The sequence below is a fragment of the Bacillus zhangzhouensis genome (assembly GCF_000715205.1).
GTDB classification, from domain to species: domain Bacteria; phylum Bacillota; class Bacilli; order Bacillales; family Bacillaceae; genus Bacillus; species Bacillus zhangzhouensis.
Window position 1 is genome coordinate 17,249 of record NZ_JOTP01000011.1, and the last position, 24,191, is coordinate 41,439.

Genomic DNA, 24,191 nt, shown 5'->3' on the forward strand with positions numbered 1-24,191 from the left:
AGAATGAAAGCATATATATACCATAAAAAGGGCACAAATCCCTATTCAAACGTGAGTCTTTGAACCTTATAATAACAATATTGGAAAAAGTGCTATTCACCATTACGCTCGTTTAGAGGGAATCTAAGCAGCGTTTTTATTTTTTGACAGGAGGAGGAACCCATATGAGCTTATCGGATATGCTGTCTGCCCTTAACGGAGGCATTTCAAATAAAAAAGCAGAGATTGAAGAGAAGATCGCTCGACTCAAAAAAGCGAAAAGCAAGGTTGAACGTGAACAAGATGCGGCAGAAACAGACCTAAAGCAAATCAAGCAGCCAAAGCTTGGGACCTCTTGGAAAGGTGAGAGAAGCCAGGATTTCAAATCAGAGCGAAATGAAGCACATGATGCGCTGCAAACGATCGTGAACGACAAATACCCACGCTACGTGAGCCGCATCGAATTCAAAATCAGTACATTAGAAGCTGAACAAGCTGCCTTATCCTTTGCCAGTTCCTTAGCTGGAGACGCCGCACGTCTTGCTGAAAAAGGAGAAGACGCAGTAGAGGACGCAAAACGCTTGATCTCAAAAGCATGGAGCAGCTTGTAAAGCTGCTTTCACGCTGAACAAATCTGGAGGATATTACAATGGGACAAATTAAGTTAAACTACCAAACAGTCATGGATAAACTAGATGAAGTCTCCCAAGCAGTCGAAGCTTTAACAATGAAAAAAGCAGCAGATAAAGCGGGTGAAAATAGCCTTGAATTTGTGACCAAGTGGACAGCACGTGAAGCAGAGGTGAGCGAAATGGTCTCAAGCTTTAAAGAAGCCTTGATCAAAAATGTTCAGGATACGCGCTCTAATGTGAAGACGTTAAAAGAACAGGATGAAGCGATTGCTGCAAAATAAATCAGCACAATCGTTTTATTTATGGATGACATTGACATGATATGAAATATAGTTACAAAGACTCATATATAATTCGGGATTTATGACCTTTGATTATTCCGTTTTTCTTCCAATCACTACGTTAAAAGGACACCTTTTTCCTATTTAAGCCTAAGGCTTTTCACCTTATACTATACTTAATGAAAGCGAACGATAGAAATGTCAGGACTGGAAAAATCAAGTGATTCGATAGCTTCCAAAAGCTCTGACGCCGTGCTTTCGTATGAGGTCCGATAGAGGTGGATGACATGAGTTTATCCGAGATGCTGCACCATCTGCATATGGGAATTGAAAACAAACGTGCAGAATTTGACGAAATGATCTCTCGGTTAAAGACAGCCAAAAGTAACATTCGAACAGAACAAGATCTTGCGCAGTCAGACTTAAAGGAAATCAAAAAGCCTGCTCTTGATTCGTCATGGAAAGGTGAGAGAGGAACAGACTTTCATCGCCATCGGAAAGAAGCCTACGGTGTGATGCACGACATCGTGAACAATGAGTATGAAAAATATATAACAGAGATTGATCAAAAAATCTTGCACTTTGAATTAAAAAAAATGGAGTTGGCTGTTGCCAGTAATTTTGCAGGAAGAGCCCAGGACGTGATGGAAAAGGGCGAGGATTTTGCAAAGGATGTCAAGCATTTGATTGAACGGGGCTGGAAAGCTCTTTAATACAATAAACGAAACAGCCGCTCATAGGGCGGCTGTTTTTTTGTTTAATCACACCCTCCACCTGAATCACTCCCGCAGGAGGCATCTGAAGCGTGATGAGTATAGGAATCAGTATAGTTACTTGTCGTTGAACTGTGATGTACAGAATGCTTAGATGATGCACGCTTATTCTTTGGTGAGAGAATATGTGCAGTGAATGCTCCTAAAGAAGCCAATATGATGATGACAACAAACATAAAAGAACCCATGATGCATCCCTCCTCTTGTTTCATATTCATACGTTTGAGCCATATCAAGGTTCCCGATTCGAAAGAAAAACTGGGCAAAGAGTTCTATTTTCGTTTATGATGATAGGCAAAAGTAATTGCCGGGGGAGGGGAATCCATGCTATCTCTACGTCAGGAGGAGCTCCTGAAACGATTGATGCAAGCGGAGCAGGAACTGACAAGTGAAGAAATTGCCCGCGTGATTGGGGTCACATCAAGAACAATTCGAACAAATATGAAAGCGCTTAAATCAATGTTAGAAGAAAATGGAGCAGCACTTCATATGAAACGCGGGGCAGGGTATACATTGAACGTCGAGGACTATGGGGCATTTTTCGTACATTTTTGAAAAAGTCGATGAGAGAAAGACTTGAGAAAAACGAACAGGTCATTCCCAATACATCGCCCTAGGCAGCCGCAGAAGCAAAAGGGCTAGATTACTATATTTATGCCATATCTGAAGGGGCCATTGCTGATGAATTAGAAGAGCATGGAGAAGATGTACAGGTGATTTTGCTTGGACCGCAAGTAAGCTTTATGAAAAAAGCAGCAGAAAAAACAGCGGCACCCTATCAAATACCTGTTGATGTCGTCAATGTGAGATTATACGGAACAGCGAATGGAGAAAAAATTCTAGAGCATGCACTGAAACTAGCAAATGAATCTTGAGCAATTGGAGGAGAAGCAGATGACGGTATTAGAGGAAATGCAGGGAGCAGCCTTTCAAATCATTGCCCATGCAGGTGAGGCGAGAAGCCACTATGTAGAAGCAATTCGTCTCGCAAGAGCTGATGATTTTGAAAAAGCACAGCAGCTGATCAAAAAAGGGGAGGAAGCGTTTCGAAGCATCCACCACCTGCACTTGTCGCTCATTCAAAAAGAGGCGGCAGGTGAACAGCTTCCCTTTTCTTTACTGCTGATACATGCAGAAGATCAAATGCTCACAACAGAGACCATTCATCTGCTCGCCATTGAGATGATAGAAATGTGTAAAAAAATGAACACCCTGTCAAAATAGATGTCAGCTATTAACCAATTTCTGTTATAATCATTCGGTAGATAGAGAGAAAGCAGGATTGGTGAATGAAAAAAACATGTATGTTGATTGCGGTTGGCCTTGTGGTGCTGTTCATTTCGGGCTGTATGGGAAAGAAGGAGCAAACGGAAGGAAACCAGCCAGTAGTCAAAGAGGAAAAGGGTCAATTACAAGCAAAAGAAACAAAAGAGATTCAGCAGAAAGAAGCGACAGTGATAGATACACAAAACTGGATTGAGCAAAAGGAGCCGGTTGAGCTTCCGATCTTGATGTATCACAGCATTTCCAGCGGTAACTCATTACGTGTGCCAAAGAGCGAGTTTGCGGCGCATATGAAATGGCTGAAGGACAACGACTATGTCACACTGTCGCCGGAAGAGGCGTACCTCGTCTTCACAACAAATACGAAGCCAAGTGAAAAGTGTGTCCTCATTACATTTGACGATGGATATACGGACAACTACACAAAGGCATTTCCGATTTTAAAGCAGTACGGGATGAAAGCAACGATTTTTATGATTGAGCAATCCATTGGTCGTCCGCATCACTTAACAGATGATCAAATGGATGAAATGATGGCGCATGGTCTATCAATTGAGAGTCATACAATTCATCATTTAGAGCTTCATCGTCTATCAAAGAAGCAGCAAGAAGAGGAATTAAAAGGGTCAAAGGCATTCTTTGACCAGCGATTTTCTCAGCGTACGAGAATGGTTAGCTATCCGGTTGGGCGTTATAACGAAGACACGCTGAAGCTGGCGAAGGAAGCGGGATATCAGATGGCTGTGACGACTGAACCAGGACATGCGAAGAAGGAGCAAGGCATGATGTCCTTACACCGCCTCCGCATTTCACCGGGTCTTTCACCAGAAAGTTTTGGCAGGCTGGTGGAGGGGAACTCATAGATGTCAGATGACAGATGTTTCACATGAAACATTTTACGACAAATTTCACGGTCAGATCAGTGAACCGATAACAACATATGGCTTTATGGCTTATACTAGGCTTGGTCTCGAACATGATATTAAAAAAAAGAATGTTTTTTTGGATATTGAGAAAAGAAAGGAAGAATAAACGATGTCAAATTTCTTTGGAATCGATCATGTCCAATTAGCTGCCCCAAAGGGTAGTGAAGAGAAAGCGCGTTTGTTTTTTGGGGAAATTTTAGGAATGAGGGAAATACCTAAGCCTAGTCATCTAGTTAAACGTGGTGGTGTTTGGTTTCAATGCGGCAATCATCAGCTTCATATTGGCATTGAAGATCATTTTCAAGCTTCCAAAAAAGCCCATCCAGCTTTTCGTGTAAAGAGTTTATCAAAATTAAAAGAGATTTTAGTGAAACATCATATTCGTATAAGAGAAGATCAGCCCTTAGATGGAGCAATCAGGTTCTATGTAGATGATCCATTTGGAAATCGAATTGAATTTTTAGAGAGAATAGAGTAGAAAACACACCTACAAATTCTCAAAAAAACAATAAGGCTGTCGAGATATTCTCGACAGCCTTATTGTTTTAGAAAATCCGTTATTGATAAACGGGATAGCCCGTTATTTTGATATCTTTCCCCAGCTGTTCAACGGCGAGTTGATCCAGTTCAATTGCATCACTCATGAGGCGTATGCCTTCGCCTCCGAAAAAGGAAGGAGAGAGTCGTCCGCCAATGAGCTTAGGTGCCATGTAGATGACCAATTTATCCACAAGCTGCTGCTCTAAAAATGAGGCGTTGACTTGGCCGCCGCCCTCAATCATAAGGGAGGAGACATTTTTTTCTCCAAGCACTTGAAGTACTTCTTGTAACGGCACTCGCGTGTCGCCAGCTGTCATAAAGACGCTGACGCCAGCTGCTTCTAAAGCGGTCCGTTTATTCTCATCTGCGTGCTTTGTTGTAAAAATCCATGTAGGTGCCAGCTGATCAGTGACGATCTTTGCCGTCAGCGGTGTCGAAAGCTTAGAATCTAAGACAATTCGAATTGGATGATGACCATTTGGAATCCGCGTGGTTAATGAAGGATCGTCATGAATCACGGTTTGAGCACCGACCAAAATCGCATCATTGATACTGCGGATGTGGTGAGCGTCATAACGGGAAGTTTCTGACGTAATCCACTTGCTGTCAGACGTAACAGAAGCAATTTTCCCATCTAGGGTGATGCCCGCTTTGAGCGTCACGAAAGGCGTTTTTTTCGTAATAAAGTGGTTAAACACTTCATTCATGAGAATGGATTCCTGTTCAAGTACGCCCGTGATGACTTGGATACCTGCATCTTGTAAAATGGCAATCCCACGACCTGCGACAAGCGGGTTCGGATCAAGTGCTGCTACGACAACGGTTTCGACACCGGCTCTGACAAGTGCTTCAGCGCAAGGGCCTGTGCGCCCATGGTGGGAACAAGGCTCTAGGGTCACATAAATCGTGGCTTCTTTTGCCTTGTCTCCAGCCATTTTGAGTGCATGAATTTCAGCATGTGGTTCGCCGGCCTTCATATGAGCACCGACTCCAACAATTTCATTATCGCGCACAATCACAGCCCCGACGAGCGGGTTCGGTGATGTCTGTCCTTTCATTGCACGCGCATTTTCTAGGGCTAGATTCATATATCGCTCATGATGTGGCAATCGTACGCACCTCTTGATCCGCCTTCATGTGGCCTGAGCGGTTGATTTTTGTCTGTAAGTATTTTTCGTTGAATTCAGAGACGTCACCCCAAAGCGGAATGCGTCCAGAAAGAGAAAGACCTGCATGACTGATGGCATCTGTCTTTTTCGGATTATTGGTAATGAGTCTTACTGGCTTTGTACGAAGGGTTTGAAGAACGGCAATGGCTTCTTCATATTGACGCGTATCATCTTCAAAACCAAGCGCTTCATTTGCTTCCACTGTATCATAGCCGTTCTCTTGAAGAATGTAAGCCATGGCTTTGCTGAAAAGACCGATGCCGCGTCCTTCATGGTTGGCTAAGTAAAACAGGGCACCTGCTCCATTGTCCTCAATCATTCGCATGGACTGCTTCAATTGGAAACCGCAGTCGCAGCGCTTGCTTCCGAAAATATCGCCAGTGTGGCAAATGGAATGCATGCGGATAAATGCATCATCAGCGTGCTCGAAATCCCCATACACAAGAACGCTTGATTGCTGATGATCGGCAAGCTGGCGGGATGAGAGGCTTTCAATTAAAGCTTCATCTGACAATGGCTCTAACCCATCGTCTTTTAACCATGAATACCAGTTGAACATCACGGTTCTGCCGTCTAAATTCACTGGTAGTTTAATGGGTCCAGTGATATATATATACCCGTCTTCTTGCTGTACTCGTTTAATTTTATCTTTTAAAATGGCTGTTTTAAGATCTGTGTGTTTGTCCATATTCTGCACCTTCTTTTTTGTCTGTTTCTTCAATCTGTAAACGAACGAGAACGCCAAATGGATCAACAAATTCGTTACTTTTTCCTGTCGTTTTGACATCAACGCCTGCTTTTGTCAGACGTTCGACGACGGATTGTCTGTCTGCTTCTTCAGGGAAAACCAGTGTATAGCTTCTAATTCCTGAAAATCGTGGATCAATGGCTCCTTTTCTCCCGCGTCCCCATGCATTAAAGGCAAGGTGATGATGGTACACACCAGCGGCGATAAATATGCTTGCTGGTGGAGCCATTCGGATATGAAAACCGAGCGTGTTCACATAAAAGGGATCAGCTTCTTCTGGGTTGAGATGGAAATGTAAGTGTCCCATGACTGTACCAGCAGGGAGTCCTTCCCAGGTGGAATCAGCGGCTTCTTGCAGGAGACCATCTCCATCAAGAGGTGCATTTCCGCCACCTTTCAGTTCTCCATGCTCACCTACCCAAAGATCCTCAGGGCGATCAGCATAAATCTCTACGCCAATGCCGTCAGGATCACTTAAATAAATGGCTTCACTGAAAAAGTGATCGCTTGCTCCAATTAAAGGATAGCCTTTTTTGATCACATGTGCCAGCCATGTGCCCAGGTTTTTTCTGGTAGGTAATAAAACAGCAAAATGATAAAGTCCTGGCTCATGATCAGGCTTCTCCTTCAGCTGTGCATCTTCTTTTAGCAAAAGGATCGGTTCCTTTGCATTGCTGCCAAGAGTGACGGCGGATTCCGTCTGTTCTAATATAGTAAATCCTAAAATGTCTGTATAAAAAGGTAAAGAACGCTCAAAGTTGGATACATGTAATTCTGTTACACCTAATCTTAGTTGCTCAATTGTCTTCAAGCTCGGTCAGCTCCTTCATGATATATGCATCGGCATGTTCAAATGTTTTTGAAAATCTATAAAAATGTATAGCTTGTTACTTTTAGTAACTAAACTATATAATAGTTAGTGACTTATTTCAAGTAATTAATTGTGTTATAATGAAAAAAAAGAGAGAAAAGCAGGAGGGAGTAAGGTATGGCTCAAGTAAACGGCTGCCCAATTACAGATGCCATGGAGATTCTAGGCAAGAAGTGGGTGATTCTCATCATCAATCAGCTTCTAACAGGGCCCAAGCGTTTTTGTCAGCTGGAAAATGAAATGAATATCAGCGGAAGATTATTATCAGAAAGGCTGAAGAATTTAGAAGCTGAAGGACTCGTTGAGAAAAAAGTATACCCCGACATTCCGGTGCGGATTGAATATAAATTAACAGCACAAGGGAAGAAAATCGAACCGATTATTCGTGAAATGTACGCATGGTCTTTAGAGCGTAAAAACAGCAAAAAAGGGGAGCATGTCCCTTCCTAATGGATTTCGATCAGTGTACCTGATCGAAATTTTTTTGTGTGGTTTTCCAGAAATCTAAGACAATAGTATGAAAAATGATGTTGACAATAAATTCATCCATCATATAATATCAAGGAGAAGAGGGTTCTTTTCCCTGTAATGGAATGGAGGTTATGCCATGGTATTATGAATGGGACAGATTGCCTAAAACACGTATCGATCCATCATTTAGAAACAGACATCTTTGACTTTTTGGAAGCAAAGATTTATTTTTTCAACTCAATTGATAATGATTATCATAATCATCTATAAGTGTGAGTTAAACACTTATGAAGGTTATTTTTTTTATTGTCTATTGAGAATAATTATCAATATCATTTAGGAGGGTTCACATGAAAGCACTTCGTTCAACGTCACACGTATTATTATTCTTTAGCTTTGTTCTATTATTTGCTTTAGCTCCGGTTAGCTCTGCCTCAGCAGCAGGCTTAGCAGACGGTCAATATTCAGCGCAATATGTGGTATGGAAGGCAGATAGCGATTCGACTTCAACAGCGAATACGTATTTTGAAAAACCAGCCAAGCTTGTCGTGAAAAATGGCAAAATCAAAGCACAAGTCACGTTAACCAATAGCACTTGGATCACAAGCTTTAAAACACTGGATCAAGGTGTCTACAAAGATGCGCAGGTGATCAGTACAAACACAGCTGCCAATAAGAGAACGGTAGAATTTAATGTGAACAGCCTGACAGAAGTCGTACCAGCAAAAGTGAGTGTGACTGTGCCGGTCATCGGATATACAGGCAATTACGATATTCGCCTCAAGTTTGATGCAGCAACTGTTCAATAAAAAGGAGGAAATTCGCTTGATGAAAAAATGGATAAGGCTGCCAGCCTTTATGGCCGCTTTTTTATTGGCACTCATACTGCCTTTTTCAAATGCACAGGCTGCCTCTTTAAATGATGGTACATACTCCGTCAACTATACTGTGTTGAAGGCTGAAGGAAATGCGGTCTCTATGGCAAATGATTACTGGCTGAAGCCGGCTAAAGTGATCGTGAAAAATGGAAAGCCGACAGTGCAAATGACCATTAAAAATAGCAGCTGGGTGACGGAATTTAAAGTTCCTGGAAATGGCGGCTATGTCGACACAACGGTTCTTTCAACGAATAAAAAAGCCAATACAAGGCTCGTTCAGTTCCAAGCACAGAGCTTGTCTAAACCAATCAAGTCAAAAATTCATGTCACTGTAAAATCTGCTGACTATGATCATGATTATACAATTCAGCTGAAATTTGATGAAAGCAGCATCAAGTCACTTTCTTCTAACAGCTCAAACAAAACAGCGGGTGCAGCAGAAAATCATCAATCATCAAAGGAATCAACCAAAAAATCTGATTCATCCACTCATACGAAACAAGAAGAGAATCCTCAAACTGGTGATACAAGCCAGACAGGTTGGCTCCTTGTGCTTGTCTTATGTTCAGGCGGGTTTTTAGCAAGAAAGTGGATCATCAAGCATTAACGGAAGGAAGTGTCACCTTTTGAAACGTCTTTTTCATCTAAAGGCAGCCATTCTGCTTGTTTTATTCAGTTTGTTGACAGCATTTCAGATTCCTCAAGGAACGGCTCAAGCGGCATCATTCGTGGATGGTGAATACACAGTCGGATTCACTATTTTAAAAAATGGCAGCACAGAAGCGTCCATGATGGATACCTATACAGAAAAGCCAGCTAAGCTGATTGTGGAAAATGGCAAGACGACAGCCTATGTCACACTGAAGCAAAGCAAAGAAATCACAGATTTCAAGGTCGAACAAAAAGGCGCTCTCGTCACCACTGAAACGGTCAGTGAGGATGAAACAGCCAATACACGTGTCATCAAATTTGATGTAGCCGACTTATCATCAAAAGTAAACGGTTGGGTCAAAATTTACTGGGATTTAGGCGGTTTTATTTATGACGAAGCGTATGACGTACAGCTCGCATTCGATCAAAGCAGTCTAACACTCGTCACGCCTGCAAAGCCAGACGATAGCGAAACAAAACCAGATGATCAAAACTGCACAAAGCCAGACGATAGCGAAACAAAACCAGATGATCAAAACTGCACAAAGCCAGACGATAGCGAAAAAAAACCAGATGAACAAAACGGCACAAAGCCAGACGATAGCGAAAAAAAACCAGATGATCAAAACGGCAAAAAGCCAGACGATAGCGAAAAAAAACCAGATGAACAAAACGGCACAAAGCCAGACGATAGCGAAACAAAACCAGATGATCAAAACGGCACAAAGCCAGACGATAGCGAAAAAAAACCAGATGATCAAAACGGCACGAAGCCAGACGATAGCGAAACAAAACCAGATGATGAAAACGGCACAAAGCCAGACGATAGCGAAACAAAACCAGATGAACAAAACGGCACAAAGCCAGACGATAGCGAAACAAAACCAGATGAACAAAACGGCACAAAGCCAGACGATAGCGAAAAAAAACCAGATGAACAAAACGGCACAAAGCCAGACGATAACGAAACAAAACCAGATGACCAAAATGGTACAAAGCCAGATGATTCTGCGCAAAATCAATTAAAAGATGGTGTGTATCGTGTCAATTACAGTGTGCTAAAAGGGGATGAGGACGAGGCATCTCGGATGAACCAATACTTCTCACATCCTGCATCCTTAACCGTCAAAAACGGAAAGCAAACTATTTCCTTTACGGTGAAGGACAATACGTCTGTTGCTTCTTTGAAAACAGAGAAAAACGGCTCTTATCAAGAAGTGAAGACCGTCAGCACAGATCAAGCAAAGAACACAAGAGTCGTCTCATTTGATGTGGCTGATTTGAAAAAAGCTGTCAAAGGAAAAGTACACATTGTGGTGGCAGCTGCTCACTATGACCAAACCTACGATATTCGTTTTCAATTTGATTCAAAGAGTATCTCTCCACTTAAGGACGGTCAGGTAGAGGAAGAAACACCAGCCACTCCAGAAACACCAAAACCAAATACACCAGCACCAGAAACAAATAACGGTGGAGCTGATCAAGAGACAGCTCAGCTAAAAGATGGTGTATACAAGCTTCCTTTTTCAATGAAGAAAGCGGACAAGGATGAGCCTTCTCGAATGAATGATTACGTCGTGAGCCCTGCGACATTGGTGGTGAAAAATGGCCGCCATTTCGTTTCATATACAGTGAAGAACAGCTCAGCCATCACATCCTTCCAAGTAGGGACAGGCGGGAAATATGAAGAGACTCTTGTCGCAAAAACAGATCAAAAAGCAGATACAAGAGTGATTCAATATGAAGCAAAAAGTTTAAGCAATGACCAGGCAGCACGCGTGAAAATTGACATTCCAGCTGCGAATTACCATGAGCAGTACGATGTCAAACTTGTTTATGACACAAAAGGCATCGCACTTGGTGAAGGAAGCGGAATTGCGACGGTTATCGGAGACGATGAGAGTATCGGCTTTATCAAAAATCCAAATGATCACGATTCTCAAACAAATCAGCTTGTGAATCTGGCACCAGAGGAAACGGGCGCAGAGCAGCTGACATTTACTCCGTCAGATGACCAAACAAAGTCTGAGACAGGCCAGCTGAATCCGAAAACAGGAGATACCTCTCTTCTCTGGGTGTATATTCTTTTATTCGGCGGGTCGTTATTCGTGCTCGTGAGAAAGTATCAAACTAGGGCAAGATAGATTGTTTATTTTAAGTGAGATGCGCCATTCAACTCGGCGCATCCACTCTCTTTTTTCGAAAGGAGGCTTCTGTTTTTGAAGCATCGAATGTTACGTTCCCTGATCGCTGCTTTAAGTGTGTGCGTGATCTTGTCAGGGTGCTCACAGTCGGCTGAAAGCTCAGCGAAAGGCAAGAAAAGCGCGGAATCAAGTGCGCGCATTGTGGCAACGACTGTAGCTGCTGTGGAGATCATGGATGCTTTAGAGGTGGATCTTGTCGGGGTGCCAACAAGTCAAAAATCCTTGCCAGCTCGTTACAAAGGACTGCCAGAAGTCGGCAACCCAATGAGCCCGGACATGGAAATCATCCAATCACTTCAACCGACAGATGTCCTGTCTGTCACGACCCTTCAATATGATTTAGAGACACCCTTCCAACAAGCAGGTGTCCCTGCCACATACTTAAATCTTGAAAGCCTGGACAACATGGAGAAGGCCATCACGAAGCTTGGAGATCAGTATGACAGAAAGAAACAAGCCGAACGCATTGTGTCTGACTTTGAACAAAAAAAGAAAGACATACAAGAGAGGACGAAGGGAAAGCGCAAACCGTCCGTTCTGATTTTGCTTGGTGTACCAGGCAGTTATTTGGTGGCGACAGAGAATTCATATATCGGTGATCTTGTGCATATCGCAGGAGGAGAGAACATTGTCAAAGGTGAAAAAATGGAGTATTTGGCATCCAATACAGAGTATTTACAAAAAGCCAATCCAGATATTATTCTCCGGGCCGCACATGGGATGCCAGATGAAGTCGTCCGCATGTTTGATCAAGAATTCAAAACAAATGACATCTGGAAGCATTTTAACGCGGTAAAACAAGACCGGGTGTACGATCTAGAAGAAAGCTTATTCGGGACAACAGGCAATTTAAAGGCCGCAGAGGCATTAGAGGAATTGACACGTATGTTGTATCCGTCATAAGCGGCGAATCTTAATGATAAAAGGACGTTCAAGATGAAAAAAACAGGGATTTTATTTCTGATAGTCAGTCTCTTACTGGTTGGTGTTTTTATTTATTCCGCCATCACTGGGAGTATTCATGTCACTCCGATTGAATTATTGGAAGGGCTCATCACCGGTCAACATGCACAGGTAGAAATCATTAAAGATTTGAGAATCCCCCGCATGCTCATCGCAATGTTTACAGGGGCAGCCTTATCTGTCTCCGGTGTACTATTGCAGTCGGTCATGAGGAATCCATTAGCTGATGCCGGCGTCATTGGCATTTCATCAGGAGCCAGCTTCTTTTCTTTAATGGCGATTACAGCGCTTCCTCAATTTTATTTCTACTCTCCTTTATTTTCGGTATTAGGTGGGGCCATTGCATGTTTCCTTGTATACGTCCTGTCTTGGAAGGGCGGTTTGAGCCCAATCCGTATGATTTTGGTTGGGATCGCCATCAATGCCATGTTTACAGGGATGGCAGAAGCATTTGTCACCATTTGCAGCTATTTCAATATCACGATTAATCAGTCAGGGCAGTCGAATCTCACGATGAAAACGTGGGGAGATGTCCGTTTAATCGGCGTCTATGGCATCGTTGGCCTTGTCGTTGCACTTTTCTTTAGCAGATGGTGTAACCTATTGGCTCTTCAAGATAAGACGGCGAAAAATTTAGGATTGCGTGTGACCAGAATGCGCCTTTTCATTTCAATTACTGCGGTTTTACTAGCAGCGGTGACAGCTGCGGTAGCGGGCGTGATTGCCTTCGTCGGCTTGCTCATTCCGCACATTTCAAGAAGGCTTGTCGGCTCGGATCACCGGGTACTGATTCCATTTTCTGCGTTAAGTGGGGCTTTGCTCATTTTGACGGCTGATACGCTTGGCAGAACGCTTGTAGCGCCAAATGAAATCCCTGCTTCTACGATCATGGCCGTCATTGGCGGGCCGTTTCTTATCTTTTTATTAAGAAGGGGGGACCGTCTCCATGGACATTCGTGAGGTGTCATTCTCCTATGACCAGCAGAAGAACATCGTTCAATCGGTCACAACACAGATTGAACAGGGGAAAATCACAACCATTATCGGTCCAAATGGCTCGGGAAAATCCACGCTGCTTTCCTTAATGGCGAATAATCATTGTCCCAATAAAGGACAGATTCACTTAGATGGGCAAGAGCTGAGTGCGTTCAAGCCAAAGGAACTAGCAAAAAAGCTAGCTGTCGTTCATCAGCAAAATGAGGCGCCGCTTGATTTAACGATCGAACGGGTCGTGGCATTTGGGAGAACGCCTTACCAGACGATGCGCGGGGGTGACAAGGAAGAGGATGAGAGAGCGATTGAGTGGGCGCTATCCAGTACAAAGCTAACGGAAAAACGAAAGGTGCCACTCGCCTCACTATCAGGTGGAGAACGGCAGCGAGTATGGATTGCGATGGCACTTGCGCAAAAAACACCGATCCTTTTCCTAGATGAACCGACAACCTATTTGGATATCTACTATCAATTTGACATTCTTGAGCTGATTCGAGAGCTCAATGTTGTGCATGGGTTAACGATTGTTATGGTGCTGCACGATATGAATCAGGCTGTTCGCTACAGCGATGTCATCATTGCGATGAAGGATGGACAGATCATTAGTGAAGGACAGCCAAACGATGTGTTAACTGAAGAGATGGTGCGGCACATTTATCATGTGTCCGTCACGATTAGACAGGATGCAGAAACAGGGATGTACATTGTGCCTGTTGGTATATAAGCTGTGCAAAAAGCAGGTGAGACAGTGTGAAACGAGGAAAACGGCTTTGGCAACGGATGCTGACAATCGTCTGTTTAGGTGTATTCATTTATAGCGGTACAGCCATCGGCTTAGAGCTCTTCGGCTATTATCAAAATCGTCAGGTGCTTGCAAAGGCCCAGACGATGTATGGACAAGAGGAAGAAATGAATGGAAAACGGGAACCGGGAAAGATCCGTACGTCATTTGATGAGCTGCGAAAGGTGAATGACGACATTGTCGGCTGGATCAATATGAAGGACACGATGATTCAATACCCGATTGTTCAATCACGCGATAATGCATTCTACTTAACTCGTAATTATTTAAAGAACGACACCCGGGCAGGCAGTATCTTTATGGATTATCGAAACGACGTCCTACATGAAAGTCCAAATACAGTCGTGTATGGTCATCGGATGAGGGATGGATCAATGTTTGCTGGACTCACAAACTATTTAAAAAAGGATTTTTTCAACGACCACCGGACATTTCAGTACGATACGCTGTATCAAAGCTACGAAGCGGAAATTTTTGCTGTGTATGAAACGACGGTCGACTTCGATTATATTCAAACCGATTTTCAGGATCTTGGCGAATATGCGCAATACTTGCAAGCCGTGCGTAAGAAGTCAATCTATCAAACGAGAACAGACGTGTCCACAGATGACCTTATCCTCACCTTATCGACCTGTGATCATGTGCTTGCACCTAAAAACGGGCGTCTCGTGGTACAGGCGAAGCTAAAGAAAGTTTACTAGAAAAGGAGAGACAGACGGTTGAAATTTTCACATGTGATCGTGGCGGGAATCGTCTTGATGCTTCTCCTCGGAGGATGCAGTCAAGCAGCACCGGTAGAGAAAGGGAGCACGCAAGGAGCGCTGAAGATAAAGGATTTTGCCGACAGAACGTTGTCGTTTGATGAATCACCTCAACGTATCGTCTCGTTGTCGACTGGAGACATGAGCATTATTTATGCTTTAGGCGGTGAGGTTGTCGGCCGTCCAACGACCGATTTACCAGACAATTTACAAAAGGCAAAGTCCGTACAAACGATTGGCACAACGCATCAATATGATGTAGAGCTGATCACGAGTTTAAAGCCCGATGTTGTGCTTGGGAATGAACAATTAAACAGTAAGGACATCTCTACGATAGAAGGAATTGGGTCACAGCTTCTTTTGACAAGCGCCAATTCAGTGAAGGATATCCAGCGTCAAATTTCGTTATTTGGTGATTTGCTCGGGAAGCAGCAAAAGGCAAAAGCACTCAATGATCAAATCGATCAGCGGAAAAAGCAGGTCAAGCCGCCTAAGAAAAAAGTGAAAACACTCGTTGTGTACGGTGCACCCGGCACATATATGGCAGCACTTCCCCATTCCTTAAGCGGGGATTTGCTACACATCGCTGGGGGGGCGAACATCGCTGAGAATGAACCGGCGCTCGAAAAATTCCCTCAATACGCTCAAATCAATGCAGAAAAGGTCATCGAAGCCGATCCTGATCTCATTCTGCTGATGACACACAGCAAACCAGAAGATGTGAAAGCGGGCTTTATGAGCGAAATGAAACAGAATGCGGCATGGCACGATGTGTCAGCTGTCAAAAATGGACACGTTGAGATTTTGCCTAGTGACCTATTTGGTACGAATCCAGGCGCAGAAGTGATAAGAGCGATTGATGAACTAGAGAAGAGATTGAAGCGATTGTCATCATGAAAATGAATGCAGAGTTAGATTTTCAAAAAAGACAATCTAGACGAAAGTGGCTTATACCGGGACTGCTTCTCTCTTTAGGTGTGGGCGCATGTCTAGGGCTTGCATTAGGTTCTATTCAATTATCGCTGCCGGATCTGATCGCTGCTTTGACGGGATCAGGACAGCCTGTTCATGAAAAAATCGTGATGGATTTACGGCTGCCGCGTGTCCTGATTGGTTTCATCGTCGGAGCCTGTCTTGCAGCATCCGGGGCGATTTTACAAGGAGTCGTCCGAAATCCACTTGCTGATCCTGGCATTATTGGTGTCACCGCTGGCGGCGGCTTGGCTGCTGTACTCAGCATGATTGTTTTTCCGCAATTTACGTATTTGCTTCCAGCCGCAGCCTTTCTTGGCGCTTTATTAGCGGCACTCGTTGTGTATGTGCTGTCATTTGATCAAGGGGTTTCGCCGCTTAAATTGATTTTGGCGGGAGTGGCAGTCAATGCTCTGCTTGGTGCGGTTATGAACGGGTTTATGGTGCTTTATAGTGAGCGGGTGCAGGCCGTTCTGCCTTTTTTATCGGGCGGATTAAATGGGCGGAGCTGGCATCATCTTAGCTTTGTGTCGCCATATGCGCTGGCAGGATTGTGTCTTTGTTTTTTTGCAATCAAGCCGGCAAATCTTCTCCTGCTTGGCGATGAATCGGCTCAGCTATTGGGCCTGAGAGTAGAGCGAACCCGATTTTTCTTAATTGTGCTGGCGGCACTTTTAGCTGGTGCGGCTGTAAGCGTGAGCGGCTTAATCGGGTTTGTCGGGCTTGTCGTCCCTCATTTTATCCGTCTTTTAATTGGAGATGACTACCGGTATCTGCTGCCGATTTCGATGCTGGGCGGGGGCGTACTTGTGGTTTTTGCAGATACAGCGGCACGGGTCTGGTTTACACCGGTTGAATTGCCTGTCGGTATATTGCTAGCCTGCATCGGTGCACCTTTCTTCCTTTATTTATTAAAAAAGAAAGGGAGGGGTTAAGTTGGATGTGATTGCAATGGATGACGTGAGTCTCAGTCAAGGGGGTTTTCGGCTGTCTTCTATTTCAGCAGCTGTTCCTAAGGGACGAGTGACCGGAATCATTGGACCAAATGGGTCAGGGAAGTCGACTTTTATCAAAGCGGCCGCACGCCTCTCGTCGATAGAAAGCGGCATGATTTACATTCACGATATACCGCAAAAAGAGATGACGGCGCAGGAGATTGCAAAGGAGATCGCTGTTCTCATGCAGACGAGAACGGCCATCCCATCTATGACAGTACGTGAGCTGGTCGCACTTGGACGCAGTCCGCATCGCTCGATCTGGAAAAAGAGCTCGAAGACAGATCATGAAGCGATTGAGTGGGCGCTTGATGTGACGAATGCCCGCAGTAATGAAAACAGAATGCTGCATACATTGTCAGGCGGAGAAAGGCAAAAGGCGTATATTGCGATGGCGCTTGCTCAGAAGACAGAGACCATTATTCTGGATGAGCCCACAACTTATTTAGATATTGCACATCAGCTTGAATTATTAGAGCTGCTTAAACAGCTGAATCAGACGCATGGGATCACCATTTTAATGGTTCTTCATGATCTGCAGCAGGCAGCAAAATATTGTGACCGCCTCATTGCGATGAAGCGTGGTCAGGTGCACCAAATAGGGTCACCAACAGAAGTATTAACAGAAGACTTTTTCAAAGAGGTCTTTGGGATTCATGCAGAGGTTCACTTGGATGGAGAGCATCCGCTCATCATCCCAATCGCTTCGATCCAACAACAAAAGGGAGATGAAAAGAACATGATCATTGTAAACAACCAAGTAAGAGTAGAAAAAGGCAGTGCCGAGCATCTTGTCAAACGATTTAACAAGCAGGGACAAGTTGAATTCATGGAAGGGTTTTTAGGTATGGAAGTATGGGTCACACAGCAGACAACAGATTACGATGAAGTGACCATTCATACCCGCTGGAACCGAAAGGAAGACTTTGTGAACTGGACAAAATCTCAGGCGTTTGGTGATGCGCACGCTCATGGAAAAGCAAAACCTGAAGGGCTATTAAAAAACAAAATTACGTACTATGAAGTTCAAGTGACAAGACCTGCTTTACAGAAAAAAGCCTAAATGTCATTACAGCGCTGCCGCCGAGGTGCAGCGCTATTTTTTTGCAGTTTTTTTCTTTCCGTCACATTTTTTTGACAAAGTATTCAAACAACTGACACAATACCATCCAAATTTTAGGTAAAATTTACTTTATTTTTGAAGCGTATGGGTGTAAAGTACAGGTATAAATAACTAACCGAGTGAAATTCAAGAGTAAATTTTCACCGAGTGAACCATTTCAAACAGGCTATTGATTGTGAATTATTGAACAAGTAATGAAGTTTTTGTGAAATGGTGAGCATAAAGATCTCGAATTATTCGGCATGTGAAAGTAAGGGAGGATGTAAGGCTGTGAGTGAGCTGTTTTTAGCAAGATTTCAATTTGCCTCAACGACATTATTTCATTTTATATTTGTTCCTATGTCTATAGGTTTGGTGTTTATCGTCGCATTGATGCAGACCCTTTATGTCGTCAAGAAAAAAGACATCTATAAAAAGATGGCGAAGTTTTGGGGGCACCTGTTCTTACTCAACTTTGCAGTAGGTGTGGTGACAGGGATTCTGCAGGAATTCCAGTTTGGGATGAACTGGTCAGATTATTCAAGGTTTGTCGGTGATGTCTTTGGTGCACCGCTTGCCATTGAAGCGCTTTTGGCCTTTTTCCTTGAATCTACATTTATTGGCCTTTGGATATTCGGCTGGGATCGTCTGCCGAAGAAGATTCATTTATTGTGTATTTGGCTTGTTTCCCTTGGTACGATCTTTTCGGCGTTTTGGATTTTACTGGCCAACTCATTTATGCAGGAGCCAGTTGGATTTGTCATGAAAAATGGCCGTGCAGAAATGAATGATTTTGGCGCTCTTGTCACGAATCCACAGCTCTGGGTAGAGTTCCCGCACGTTCTGTTTGGTGCATTGGCAACAGGTGCTTTCTTTATTGCAGGTGTTAGTGCCTATAAAATGATCAAAAAACAAGAAATCGCCTTTTTCAAAAAATCATTCCAGATTACCATGATCCTTGGTTTAATTGCTGGTTTAGGTGTAGCATTCACTGGACATGATCAAGCGAAGCATTTAATGAAATCACAGCCGATGAAGATGGCAGCAAGTGAAGCCCTTTGGAAGGATAGTGGAGATCCAGCGGCTTGGACGCTATTTGCTAACATAGACACAGATAAAAAAGAAAACTCTGCGGAAATCAATATTCCGTTTGCTTTAAGTTACTTGGCTTATTCGAAGTTTAGTGGAGATGTTCCAGGTATGCTGACACTTCAAAAAGAATATGAAGCCAAGTTTGGCCCGGGAGACTACATTCCACCAGTGAAAACAACATTCTGGAGCTTTAGAATCATGGTCGGTGCCGGCATGCTCATGATTTTTGCTAGTATGATTGGCTTGTACTTGAGCTTTAAAAAGAAACTTGAAACGAACAAATGGTATTTACGCTTCATGGTAGGGATGATTGCGTTCCCGTTTATTGCAAACTCAGCCGGCTGGATTATGACCGAAATCGGGCGTCAGCCGTGGACCGTCTTTGGCATGATGACGACGGCTCAATCAATTTCACCAAACGTATCTTATGGCATGCTATTATTCTCAGTCATTAGCTTTACGACCATTTATCTGATTCTTGCCATCTTGCTTGCCTACTTATTCATTCGAGAAATTAAAAAAGGTGCACATTCTGAAGAGAATACAGATCAAAAGGATGAAACGGACCTGTCTACAGATCCATTTGATGGAGGCGCATATCATGGCATATCTTAACGAGATTTGGTTTATTCTTGTCGCAGTATTGTTTGTTGGTTTTTTCTTCTTAGAAGGATTTGATTTTGGTGTAGGGATGTCCATGCAGCTGCTTGGAAAGGATGCGCATGAGCGCCGCATTTTAATCAATACGATTGGTCCTTTTTGGGATGCGAATGAGGTCTGGCTGATTACAGCTGGTGGCGCTATTTTCGCTGCATTTCCTCATTGGTATGCCACGATGTTCAGCGGATACTATATTCCGTTTACGGTTCTCCTATTAGCGCTCATTGGGCGGGGGGTCGCCTTTGAATTCCGAGGGAAGGTTGAGAAAGCCTCTTGGATCAAAACATGGGACTGGGTCATCTTCTTTGGCAGTCTGCTTCCGCCATTTTTGCTCGGTGTGTTATTCACCAGTATTTTACGCGGAATGCCAATTGATCAAAGTATGAACATGTACGCTGGTTTCACGGACTTTGTGAATCTTTATTCAGTGATCGGCGGGGTGGCAGTGACGGTTCTTTGCCTCCTGCACGGATTGATTTTCGTCACACTTCGTACAGAGGGTGATTTAAGAAAGCGTGCAAGAAAGCTTGGTCAGCGTGTCCTGCTCATTGCATTGCCAGTGCTTGTCCTATTTGTCGGCGTGTCCATCATGGAAACAGACATTTATACCGTGCGCCCGATCATCACCATTCCGTTAACCGTGCTGATTGTGGTTTGTTATGTAGCGGCTCTTGTCTTTATGAGAAAAGAGCGTGATGGCTGGACATTCTTATTCACAGGTGCGGGCATCATGCTGACTGTGACAATGCTGTTCACGGCATTGTTCCCGCGTGTGATGATTAGTTCGATCAACCATGCGTTTGACCTCACCATTCACAACGCTGCATCAGGCTCTTATTCACTGACGGTCATGACGATTGTCGCCATTTCTTTGCTGCCTTTTGTGCTTGGGTATCAAATTTGGAGCTATTATGTCTTCCGTAAACGTGTAAGTGGTAAGGAGCCAATGACCTACTAATGGATAAACGTTTGCTTCAATTAAAAGGAATGAGAGGGCTTCTGGCCCTCTTAGGTATTGTGTCACTCATCCAAGGAGCAAGTATTATTTTCCAAGCACAGTGGCTGGCACATGCCATTACAACGCTGTTTGACGGGAAAAGCCTCTCGCAGGCAACACCATATGTCTTGCTGTTTCTTGCTGCCTTTGCGGTGCGGCACGGTCTCACCTTCATTCGAGAGAAAGTGATGTTCACCTACTCCTCCCGAATTGGAGCAGACGTACGGAAGCAGCTGTTAGACCAACTCTTTCGTTTAGGTCCAGCCTTCACAAAGAAAAAAGGAACAGGAAAGCTTGTGACATTAGCGATGGAGGGAATTGCCCAATATCGTCAGTATTTACAGCTGTTTTTGCCGAAAATGGTGAACATGGCTGTTATTCCGGTGATGGTCCTCATTTATGTTTGGACATTAGATGGAACATCTGCCGTTATTTTGATTGTGACGCTGCCAATTTTAATTGTTTTTATGATTTTGTTAGGTCTTGTTGCTCAGCGGAAAGCGGCCAAACAATGGAGATCGTATGAGAAATTATCCAATCATTTTACTGATTCCCTCCGTGGTCTTGAAACGCTTCGTTACTTAGGTATTAGCAAAAAGCACTCTCGTAATATCGCCGAGGTGTCAAAGCGATATCGAAAGGCGACCATGAGCACGCTGAAGGTCGCATTTCTTTCATCGTTTGCCCTCGATTTCTTTTCCATGCTATCGATTGCAACCGTTGCTGTCTTTCTTGGCTTACGATTAATTGAAGGAGAGCTTCTGTTATTGCCAGCTTTGACGGCGCTTATGTTGGCTCCGGAATATTTCCTGCCAGTACGTGAAGTGGGAAATGATTATCATGCGACGTTAAATGGAAAAGAAGCGAATGAGGCCATTCAGGTCATTTTAGAAGAAAAGGGCTTCCGCTCGCAGGAGACACAATCCGTGCAGCTGAAGCAGTGGAATGAACAAGCTGTGCTTACGCTGCAAGATATTTGTGTCCTGCATGATGAACATGCTCCTTATTCCATTCAGAATGTAGACCTCACTGTCAAAGGGAAGAAAAAAATCGGAATCATTGGTGCAAGTGGTTCGGGGAAATCGACGTTAACTGATGTCCTCGGAGGTTTTGTTGAACCGTCTTCAGGTCAAATCATGCTAAACGGCCAGCCGCTTGTTCATTTACAGATGAAAGAATGGCAAAAGGAAGTTGTCTATATGCCGCAGCACCCCTATTTGTTTCACATGACATTAAGAGAAAACATTCGTTTTTATGAACCACATGCAACAGACGAAGAAGTGGAAAGAGCTGTGCAGGAGGCTGGCTTATCTCAGCTGGTAGAAGAGCTGCCAAATGGACTGGATGAGGTCATTGGAGAACAGGGCAGAGGGCTAAGCGGGGGACAGGCGCAAAGAATTGCGCTTGCTCGGGCTATGCTGGGCCAGCGATCCATCATGCTGTTAGATGAACCAACGGCGCATCTCGACATTGAAACAGAGTATGAATTAAAGAAAACGATGCTTCCGCTGTTTGAAGATAAGCTCGTGTTTTTAGCGACACATAGGCTTCATTGGATGCCGGAGATGGATGAAATCATTGTCATGGATCATGGAACCATTGCAGAAATGGGCACACATGAATCATTAATGCAAAGAAAAGGTGTGTACTATCAATTGGTACAAGAGCAAATGGGGGCGGTCACACATGGTCAGTAAAGGCTGGTTTATACCTTATATCAAGGAGAATCAAAAGCTGTTTGCCTTGGTGCTTTTTTTAGGGGCCATTGCGGTGTTTTCTGCTTCTCTGTTGATGTATACGTCGGGATTTCTGATTTCAAAAGCCGCAACAAGACCTGAGAATATATTGATGGTCTACGTTCCAATCGTGGCTGTACGCACCTTTGGTATTTCACGTTCTGCTGCTCGTTATGCAGAAAGGCTGGCGAGCCATCAGCTCATTTTGACGATGATTGAAAAAATGCGGGTGCGTCTGTATGACATGGCTGAACGAAGTGCCAAACAAACGAAGCTTGGTACAGGAGAAATGCTTGGGCTCTTGTCAGAAGATGTAGAGAGATTACAGGATGCGTATTTAAAAACAATCTTTCCATCCATCGGTGCGCTGCTTTTATATGCAGCATCTATTGGGGCACTTGGCCTTTTCTCATGGCCTTTTGCCGGATTGATGCTGCTCTATATGGCACTTCTCGTATTTGTTTTCCCATACGTCACAGTGCTTGTAAACAGGGCGAGACAAATACAAATGAAAAAAGGCAGAAATGAACTGTACAGCCATTTAACAGATGCGGTCATGGGCGTTAGTGACTGGCTGTTTAGCGGCAGACAGAAAGATTTTGTTAATCGCTATGAACAGAAAGAAGCGCAGCTGTTAGCGCTTGAAGCTGCTAAGCACCGGTTTACCCGTCTGCGCCAATTTTTTGCGCAGCTGATCATTGGAGGAGCAGTTATGCTTGTGGTGTACTGGAGCGGATCGGTCGTTCAGTCAGGCTCTATGTCACACACGCTCATTGCGGCCTTTGTGCTTGTGCTGTTTCCGTTAACAGAAGCCTTTCTTCCGCTTTCAGATGCGGCAGGTGATATTCCTGTTTATCAGCATGCTGTTAGCAGATTACATCATTATGAAAAGCAGTCGTATGAAGGAGAATCAGAGAAGGAGTTAGTTGGTCAGTCAACCATTTCTCATGATCAAGCGATCTGTTTTGAACAAGTGTCCTTTGGATATGATGCGCATCAGCACGTGCTAAAGCACCTTTCGTTTTCGCTTAAACAAGGAGAATCACTCGCTCTATTAGGAAAAAGCGGTGCAGGCAAATCAACCATTTTAAAATTGTTAGAAGGGGCGGTCGTGCCAAATCAAGGTGCTGTCAGCATTCAGGGGAAACCGGTACAAAGCATTCAAGAGAACGTGTCAGCTTATGTGTCTGTCCTCAATCAACAGCCTTATTTATTCGATACGTCTGTTTTAAACAATATTCGCTTAGGGTCCCCAAGCGCGACAGAAGAGCAGGTGAAAGAAGCGGCGAGACAGGTGCAGCTGCACGATTATATTGAATCTTTACCAGAAGGCTATCACACAGGTGTACAGGAGACAGGAGTTCGGTTTTCAGGCGGAGAAAGACAGCGAATGGCGTTAGCTCGGATCTTGCTGCAAAACACACCGGTTGTAGTATTAGATGAGCCAACCGTCGGACTTGATCCTCGGACAGAGCGTGAATTGCTTGAAACAATCTTTCATGTGTTAAAAGGGAAAACCGTCATTTGGATTACCCATCACCTGACTGGCTGTGAGGCGTGTGACCGCATCATGTTTATTGAAGATGGCCGCATTGAGATGCAGGGGAAGCATCAGGATTTACTGAGAGAAAACCCACGTTATCAAAGGCTGTATGAGATGGATCGTCCGTTTTCTACAATATAAATAAAAGAAATGACAAGAACGTTCGGA

General features: G+C 43.9%; 26 protein-coding genes and 1 pseudogene. 23 read left to right on the plus strand and 4 right to left on the minus strand.

Going from position 1 to position 24,191, the window contains the following annotated elements:
• The first annotated feature begins 164 nt into the window (after positions 1-164).
• From BA70_RS10655 to BA70_RS10665, 3 genes are all read left to right on the plus strand, one after another.
• Positions 165-590, plus strand: a complete 426-nt coding sequence (locus BA70_RS10655) for a YwqH-like family protein (RefSeq protein WP_034321806.1) — start codon at positions 165-167, stop codon at positions 588-590.
• Between the two features lie 38 nt (positions 591-628).
• Positions 629-892 (plus strand): YwqI/YxiC family protein, encoded by a 264-nt coding sequence (locus tag BA70_RS10660; protein ID WP_034321809.1) that lies wholly within the window; start codon positions 629-631, stop codon positions 890-892.
• A 287-nt stretch (positions 893-1,179) separates the two neighbouring features.
• A complete protein-coding gene (locus BA70_RS10665) occupies positions 1,180-1,605 on the plus strand; it encodes a YwqH-like family protein (protein WP_034321811.1) in 426 nt (141 codons plus the stop codon).
• A 44-nt stretch (positions 1,606-1,649) separates the two neighbouring features.
• On the opposite strand, the gene BA70_RS10670 is transcribed toward BA70_RS10665, so the two are convergent.
• Positions 1,650-1,853 (minus strand): hypothetical protein, encoded by a 204-nt coding sequence (locus BA70_RS10670; protein ID WP_223251664.1) that lies wholly within the window; start codon positions 1,851-1,853, stop codon positions 1,650-1,652.
• A 136-nt stretch (positions 1,854-1,989) separates the two neighbouring features.
• Between BA70_RS10670 and BA70_RS10675 the strand changes: the two genes are divergently transcribed.
• The 5 genes and pseudogenes from BA70_RS10675 to BA70_RS10695 all read left to right on the plus strand — a co-directional run bounded on the left by BA70_RS10675 (position 1,990) and on the right by BA70_RS10695 (position 4,353).
• The gene (locus tag BA70_RS10675) at positions 1,990-2,220 is read left to right on the plus strand and encodes an HTH domain-containing protein (RefSeq protein ID WP_034321814.1); all 231 of its coding nucleotides are present in this window, start codon (positions 1,990-1,992) and stop codon (positions 2,218-2,220) included.
• Between the two features lie 77 nt (positions 2,221-2,297).
• Positions 2,298-2,540: pseudogene (locus tag BA70_RS10680) on the plus strand (PTS sugar transporter subunit IIB); the annotation flags it as partial.
• 19 nt (positions 2,541-2,559) lie between these two features.
• The gene (locus tag BA70_RS10685; protein WP_034321816.1) at positions 2,560-2,889 is read left to right on the plus strand and encodes a PTS sugar transporter subunit IIA; all 330 of its coding nucleotides are present in this window, start codon (positions 2,560-2,562) and stop codon (positions 2,887-2,889) included.
• A 65-nt stretch (positions 2,890-2,954) separates the two neighbouring features.
• Positions 2,955-3,812, plus strand: a complete 858-nt coding sequence (locus BA70_RS10690; RefSeq protein WP_034321818.1) for a polysaccharide deacetylase family protein — start codon at positions 2,955-2,957, stop codon at positions 3,810-3,812.
• A gap of 172 nt (positions 3,813-3,984) precedes the next feature.
• Entirely contained in the window at positions 3,985-4,353 is a 369-nt protein-coding gene (locus BA70_RS10695) for a VOC family protein (protein WP_034321820.1), read from the plus strand.
• Between the two features lie 79 nt (positions 4,354-4,432).
• On the opposite strand, the gene ribD is transcribed toward BA70_RS10695, so the two are convergent.
• From ribD to BA70_RS10710, 3 genes are read right to left on the minus strand one after another with little or no spacing between them, the layout of a single operon-like run.
• Positions 4,433-5,524: a bifunctional diaminohydroxyphosphoribosylaminopyrimidine deaminase/5-amino-6-(5-phosphoribosylamino)uracil reductase RibD gene (gene ribD, locus BA70_RS10700; protein WP_034321822.1), complete on the minus strand. Its 1,092-nt coding sequence runs from the start codon at positions 5,522-5,524 to the stop codon at positions 4,433-4,435.
• Positions 5,511-6,272, minus strand: coding sequence for a GTP cyclohydrolase II (locus tag BA70_RS10705; RefSeq protein ID WP_034321824.1), 762 nt, complete (start codon positions 6,270-6,272; stop codon positions 5,511-5,513). Before BA70_RS10705 ends, ribD begins: the two co-directional genes overlap by 14 nt.
• On the minus strand, positions 6,250-7,143 hold the full coding sequence (locus BA70_RS10710) for a VOC family protein (protein ID WP_034321827.1): 894 nt from the start codon (positions 7,141-7,143) through the stop codon (positions 6,250-6,252). The genes BA70_RS10705 and BA70_RS10710 overlap by 23 nt, the downstream gene beginning before the upstream one ends.
• A gap of 177 nt (positions 7,144-7,320) precedes the next feature.
• Between BA70_RS10710 and BA70_RS10715 the strand changes: the two genes are divergently transcribed.
• The 15 genes from BA70_RS10715 to cydC all read left to right on the plus strand — a co-directional run bounded on the left by BA70_RS10715 (position 7,321) and on the right by cydC (position 24,164).
• Positions 7,321-7,653 (plus strand): winged helix-turn-helix transcriptional regulator, encoded by a 333-nt coding sequence (locus BA70_RS10715; RefSeq protein ID WP_034321829.1) that lies wholly within the window; start codon positions 7,321-7,323, stop codon positions 7,651-7,653.
• A 371-nt stretch (positions 7,654-8,024) separates the two neighbouring features.
• Entirely contained in the window at positions 8,025-8,483 is a 459-nt protein-coding gene (locus BA70_RS10720; protein WP_034321832.1) for an NEAT domain-containing protein, read from the plus strand.
• A 19-nt stretch (positions 8,484-8,502) separates the two neighbouring features.
• Positions 8,503-9,159: a heme uptake protein IsdC gene (gene isdC, locus BA70_RS10725; RefSeq protein WP_034321834.1), complete on the plus strand. Its 657-nt coding sequence runs from the start codon at positions 8,503-8,505 to the stop codon at positions 9,157-9,159.
• Between the two features lie 19 nt (positions 9,160-9,178).
• A complete protein-coding gene (locus BA70_RS10730) occupies positions 9,179-11,347 on the plus strand; it encodes an NEAT domain-containing protein (protein ID WP_078061705.1) in 2,169 nt (722 codons plus the stop codon).
• A gap of 75 nt (positions 11,348-11,422) precedes the next feature.
• Positions 11,423-12,310 (plus strand): heme ABC transporter substrate-binding protein IsdE, encoded by an 888-nt coding sequence (gene isdE / locus BA70_RS10735; RefSeq protein WP_034321836.1) that lies wholly within the window; start codon positions 11,423-11,425, stop codon positions 12,308-12,310.
• Between the two features lie 33 nt (positions 12,311-12,343).
• Positions 12,344-13,330: a FecCD family ABC transporter permease gene (locus BA70_RS10740; protein WP_034321839.1), complete on the plus strand. Its 987-nt coding sequence runs from the start codon at positions 12,344-12,346 to the stop codon at positions 13,328-13,330.
• Positions 13,317-14,087, plus strand: coding sequence for an ABC transporter ATP-binding protein (locus tag BA70_RS10745; RefSeq protein ID WP_034321842.1), 771 nt, complete (start codon positions 13,317-13,319; stop codon positions 14,085-14,087). The genes BA70_RS10740 and BA70_RS10745 overlap by 14 nt, the downstream gene beginning before the upstream one ends.
• Before the next feature lie 26 nt (positions 14,088-14,113).
• Positions 14,114-14,866 carry a class B sortase gene (gene srtB, locus BA70_RS10750; protein ID WP_034321844.1) on the plus strand — a complete coding sequence of 251 codons (753 nt, stop codon included), beginning with the start codon at positions 14,114-14,116 and terminating at the stop codon, positions 14,864-14,866.
• Positions 14,867-14,884: 18 nt separating this feature from the next.
• Entirely contained in the window at positions 14,885-15,823 is a 939-nt protein-coding gene (locus BA70_RS10755) for an ABC transporter substrate-binding protein (protein ID WP_034321847.1), read from the plus strand.
• Entirely contained in the window at positions 15,820-16,833 is a 1,014-nt protein-coding gene (locus BA70_RS10760; RefSeq protein ID WP_034321851.1) for a FecCD family ABC transporter permease, read from the plus strand. The genes BA70_RS10755 and BA70_RS10760 overlap by 4 nt, the downstream gene beginning before the upstream one ends.
• A 1-nt stretch (position 16,834) precedes the next feature.
• On the plus strand, positions 16,835-17,956 hold the full coding sequence (isdG, locus tag BA70_RS20820) for a heme oxygenase (RefSeq protein WP_034321854.1): 1,122 nt from the start codon (positions 16,835-16,837) through the stop codon (positions 17,954-17,956).
• A 330-nt stretch (positions 17,957-18,286) separates the two neighbouring features.
• Positions 18,287-19,702: a cytochrome ubiquinol oxidase subunit I gene (locus tag BA70_RS10770; RefSeq protein WP_034321856.1), complete on the plus strand. Its 1,416-nt coding sequence runs from the start codon at positions 18,287-18,289 to the stop codon at positions 19,700-19,702.
• On the plus strand, positions 19,689-20,705 hold the full coding sequence (cydB, locus tag BA70_RS10775) for a cytochrome d ubiquinol oxidase subunit II (protein WP_034321858.1): 1,017 nt from the start codon (positions 19,689-19,691) through the stop codon (positions 20,703-20,705). The genes BA70_RS10770 and cydB overlap by 14 nt, the downstream gene beginning before the upstream one ends.
• Positions 20,705-22,441 (plus strand): thiol reductant ABC exporter subunit CydD, encoded by a 1,737-nt coding sequence (cydD, locus tag BA70_RS10780; RefSeq protein WP_034321860.1) that lies wholly within the window; start codon positions 20,705-20,707, stop codon positions 22,439-22,441. The genes cydB and cydD overlap by 1 nt, the downstream gene beginning before the upstream one ends.
• Positions 22,431-24,164, plus strand: a complete 1,734-nt coding sequence (gene cydC, locus BA70_RS10785; protein ID WP_034321863.1) for a thiol reductant ABC exporter subunit CydC — start codon at positions 22,431-22,433, stop codon at positions 24,162-24,164. Before cydD ends, cydC begins: the two co-directional genes overlap by 11 nt.
• Positions 24,165-24,191: the final 27 nt, after the last annotated feature.

Coding starts and splice junctions, on each gene's coding strand:
- BA70_RS10655 (WP_034321806.1), top strand. CDS start 165: ATGAGCTTATCGGATATGCTGTCTGCCCTTAACGGAGGCATTTCAAAT.
- BA70_RS10660 (WP_034321809.1), top strand. CDS start 629: ATGGGACAAATTAAGTTAAACTACCAAACAGTCATGGATAAACTAGAT.
- BA70_RS10665 (WP_034321811.1), top strand. CDS start 1,180: ATGAGTTTATCCGAGATGCTGCACCATCTGCATATGGGAATTGAAAAC.
- BA70_RS10670 (WP_223251664.1), bottom strand. CDS start 1,853: ATGGGTTCTTTTATGTTTGTTGTCATCATCATATTGGCTTCTTTAGGA.
- BA70_RS10675 (WP_034321814.1), top strand. CDS start 1,990: ATGCTATCTCTACGTCAGGAGGAGCTCCTGAAACGATTGATGCAAGCG.
- BA70_RS10685 (WP_034321816.1), top strand. CDS start 2,560: ATGACGGTATTAGAGGAAATGCAGGGAGCAGCCTTTCAAATCATTGCC.
- BA70_RS10690 (WP_034321818.1), top strand. CDS start 2,955: ATGAAAAAAACATGTATGTTGATTGCGGTTGGCCTTGTGGTGCTGTTC.
- BA70_RS10695 (WP_034321820.1), top strand. CDS start 3,985: ATGTCAAATTTCTTTGGAATCGATCATGTCCAATTAGCTGCCCCAAAG.
- BA70_RS10705 (WP_034321824.1), bottom strand. CDS start 6,272: ATGGACAAACACACAGATCTTAAAACAGCCATTTTAAAAGATAAAATT.
- BA70_RS10715 (WP_034321829.1), top strand. CDS start 7,321: ATGGCTCAAGTAAACGGCTGCCCAATTACAGATGCCATGGAGATTCTA.
- BA70_RS10720 (WP_034321832.1), top strand. CDS start 8,025: ATGAAAGCACTTCGTTCAACGTCACACGTATTATTATTCTTTAGCTTT.
- isdC (WP_034321834.1), top strand. CDS start 8,503: ATGAAAAAATGGATAAGGCTGCCAGCCTTTATGGCCGCTTTTTTATTG.
- BA70_RS10740 (WP_034321839.1), top strand. CDS start 12,344: ATGAAAAAAACAGGGATTTTATTTCTGATAGTCAGTCTCTTACTGGTT.
- BA70_RS10745 (WP_034321842.1), top strand. CDS start 13,317: ATGGACATTCGTGAGGTGTCATTCTCCTATGACCAGCAGAAGAACATC.
- BA70_RS10760 (WP_034321851.1), top strand. CDS start 15,820: ATGAAAATGAATGCAGAGTTAGATTTTCAAAAAAGACAATCTAGACGA.
- cydB (WP_034321858.1), top strand. CDS start 19,689: ATGGCATATCTTAACGAGATTTGGTTTATTCTTGTCGCAGTATTGTTT.
- cydD (WP_034321860.1), top strand. CDS start 20,705: ATGGATAAACGTTTGCTTCAATTAAAAGGAATGAGAGGGCTTCTGGCC.
- cydC (WP_034321863.1), top strand. CDS start 22,431: ATGGTCAGTAAAGGCTGGTTTATACCTTATATCAAGGAGAATCAAAAG.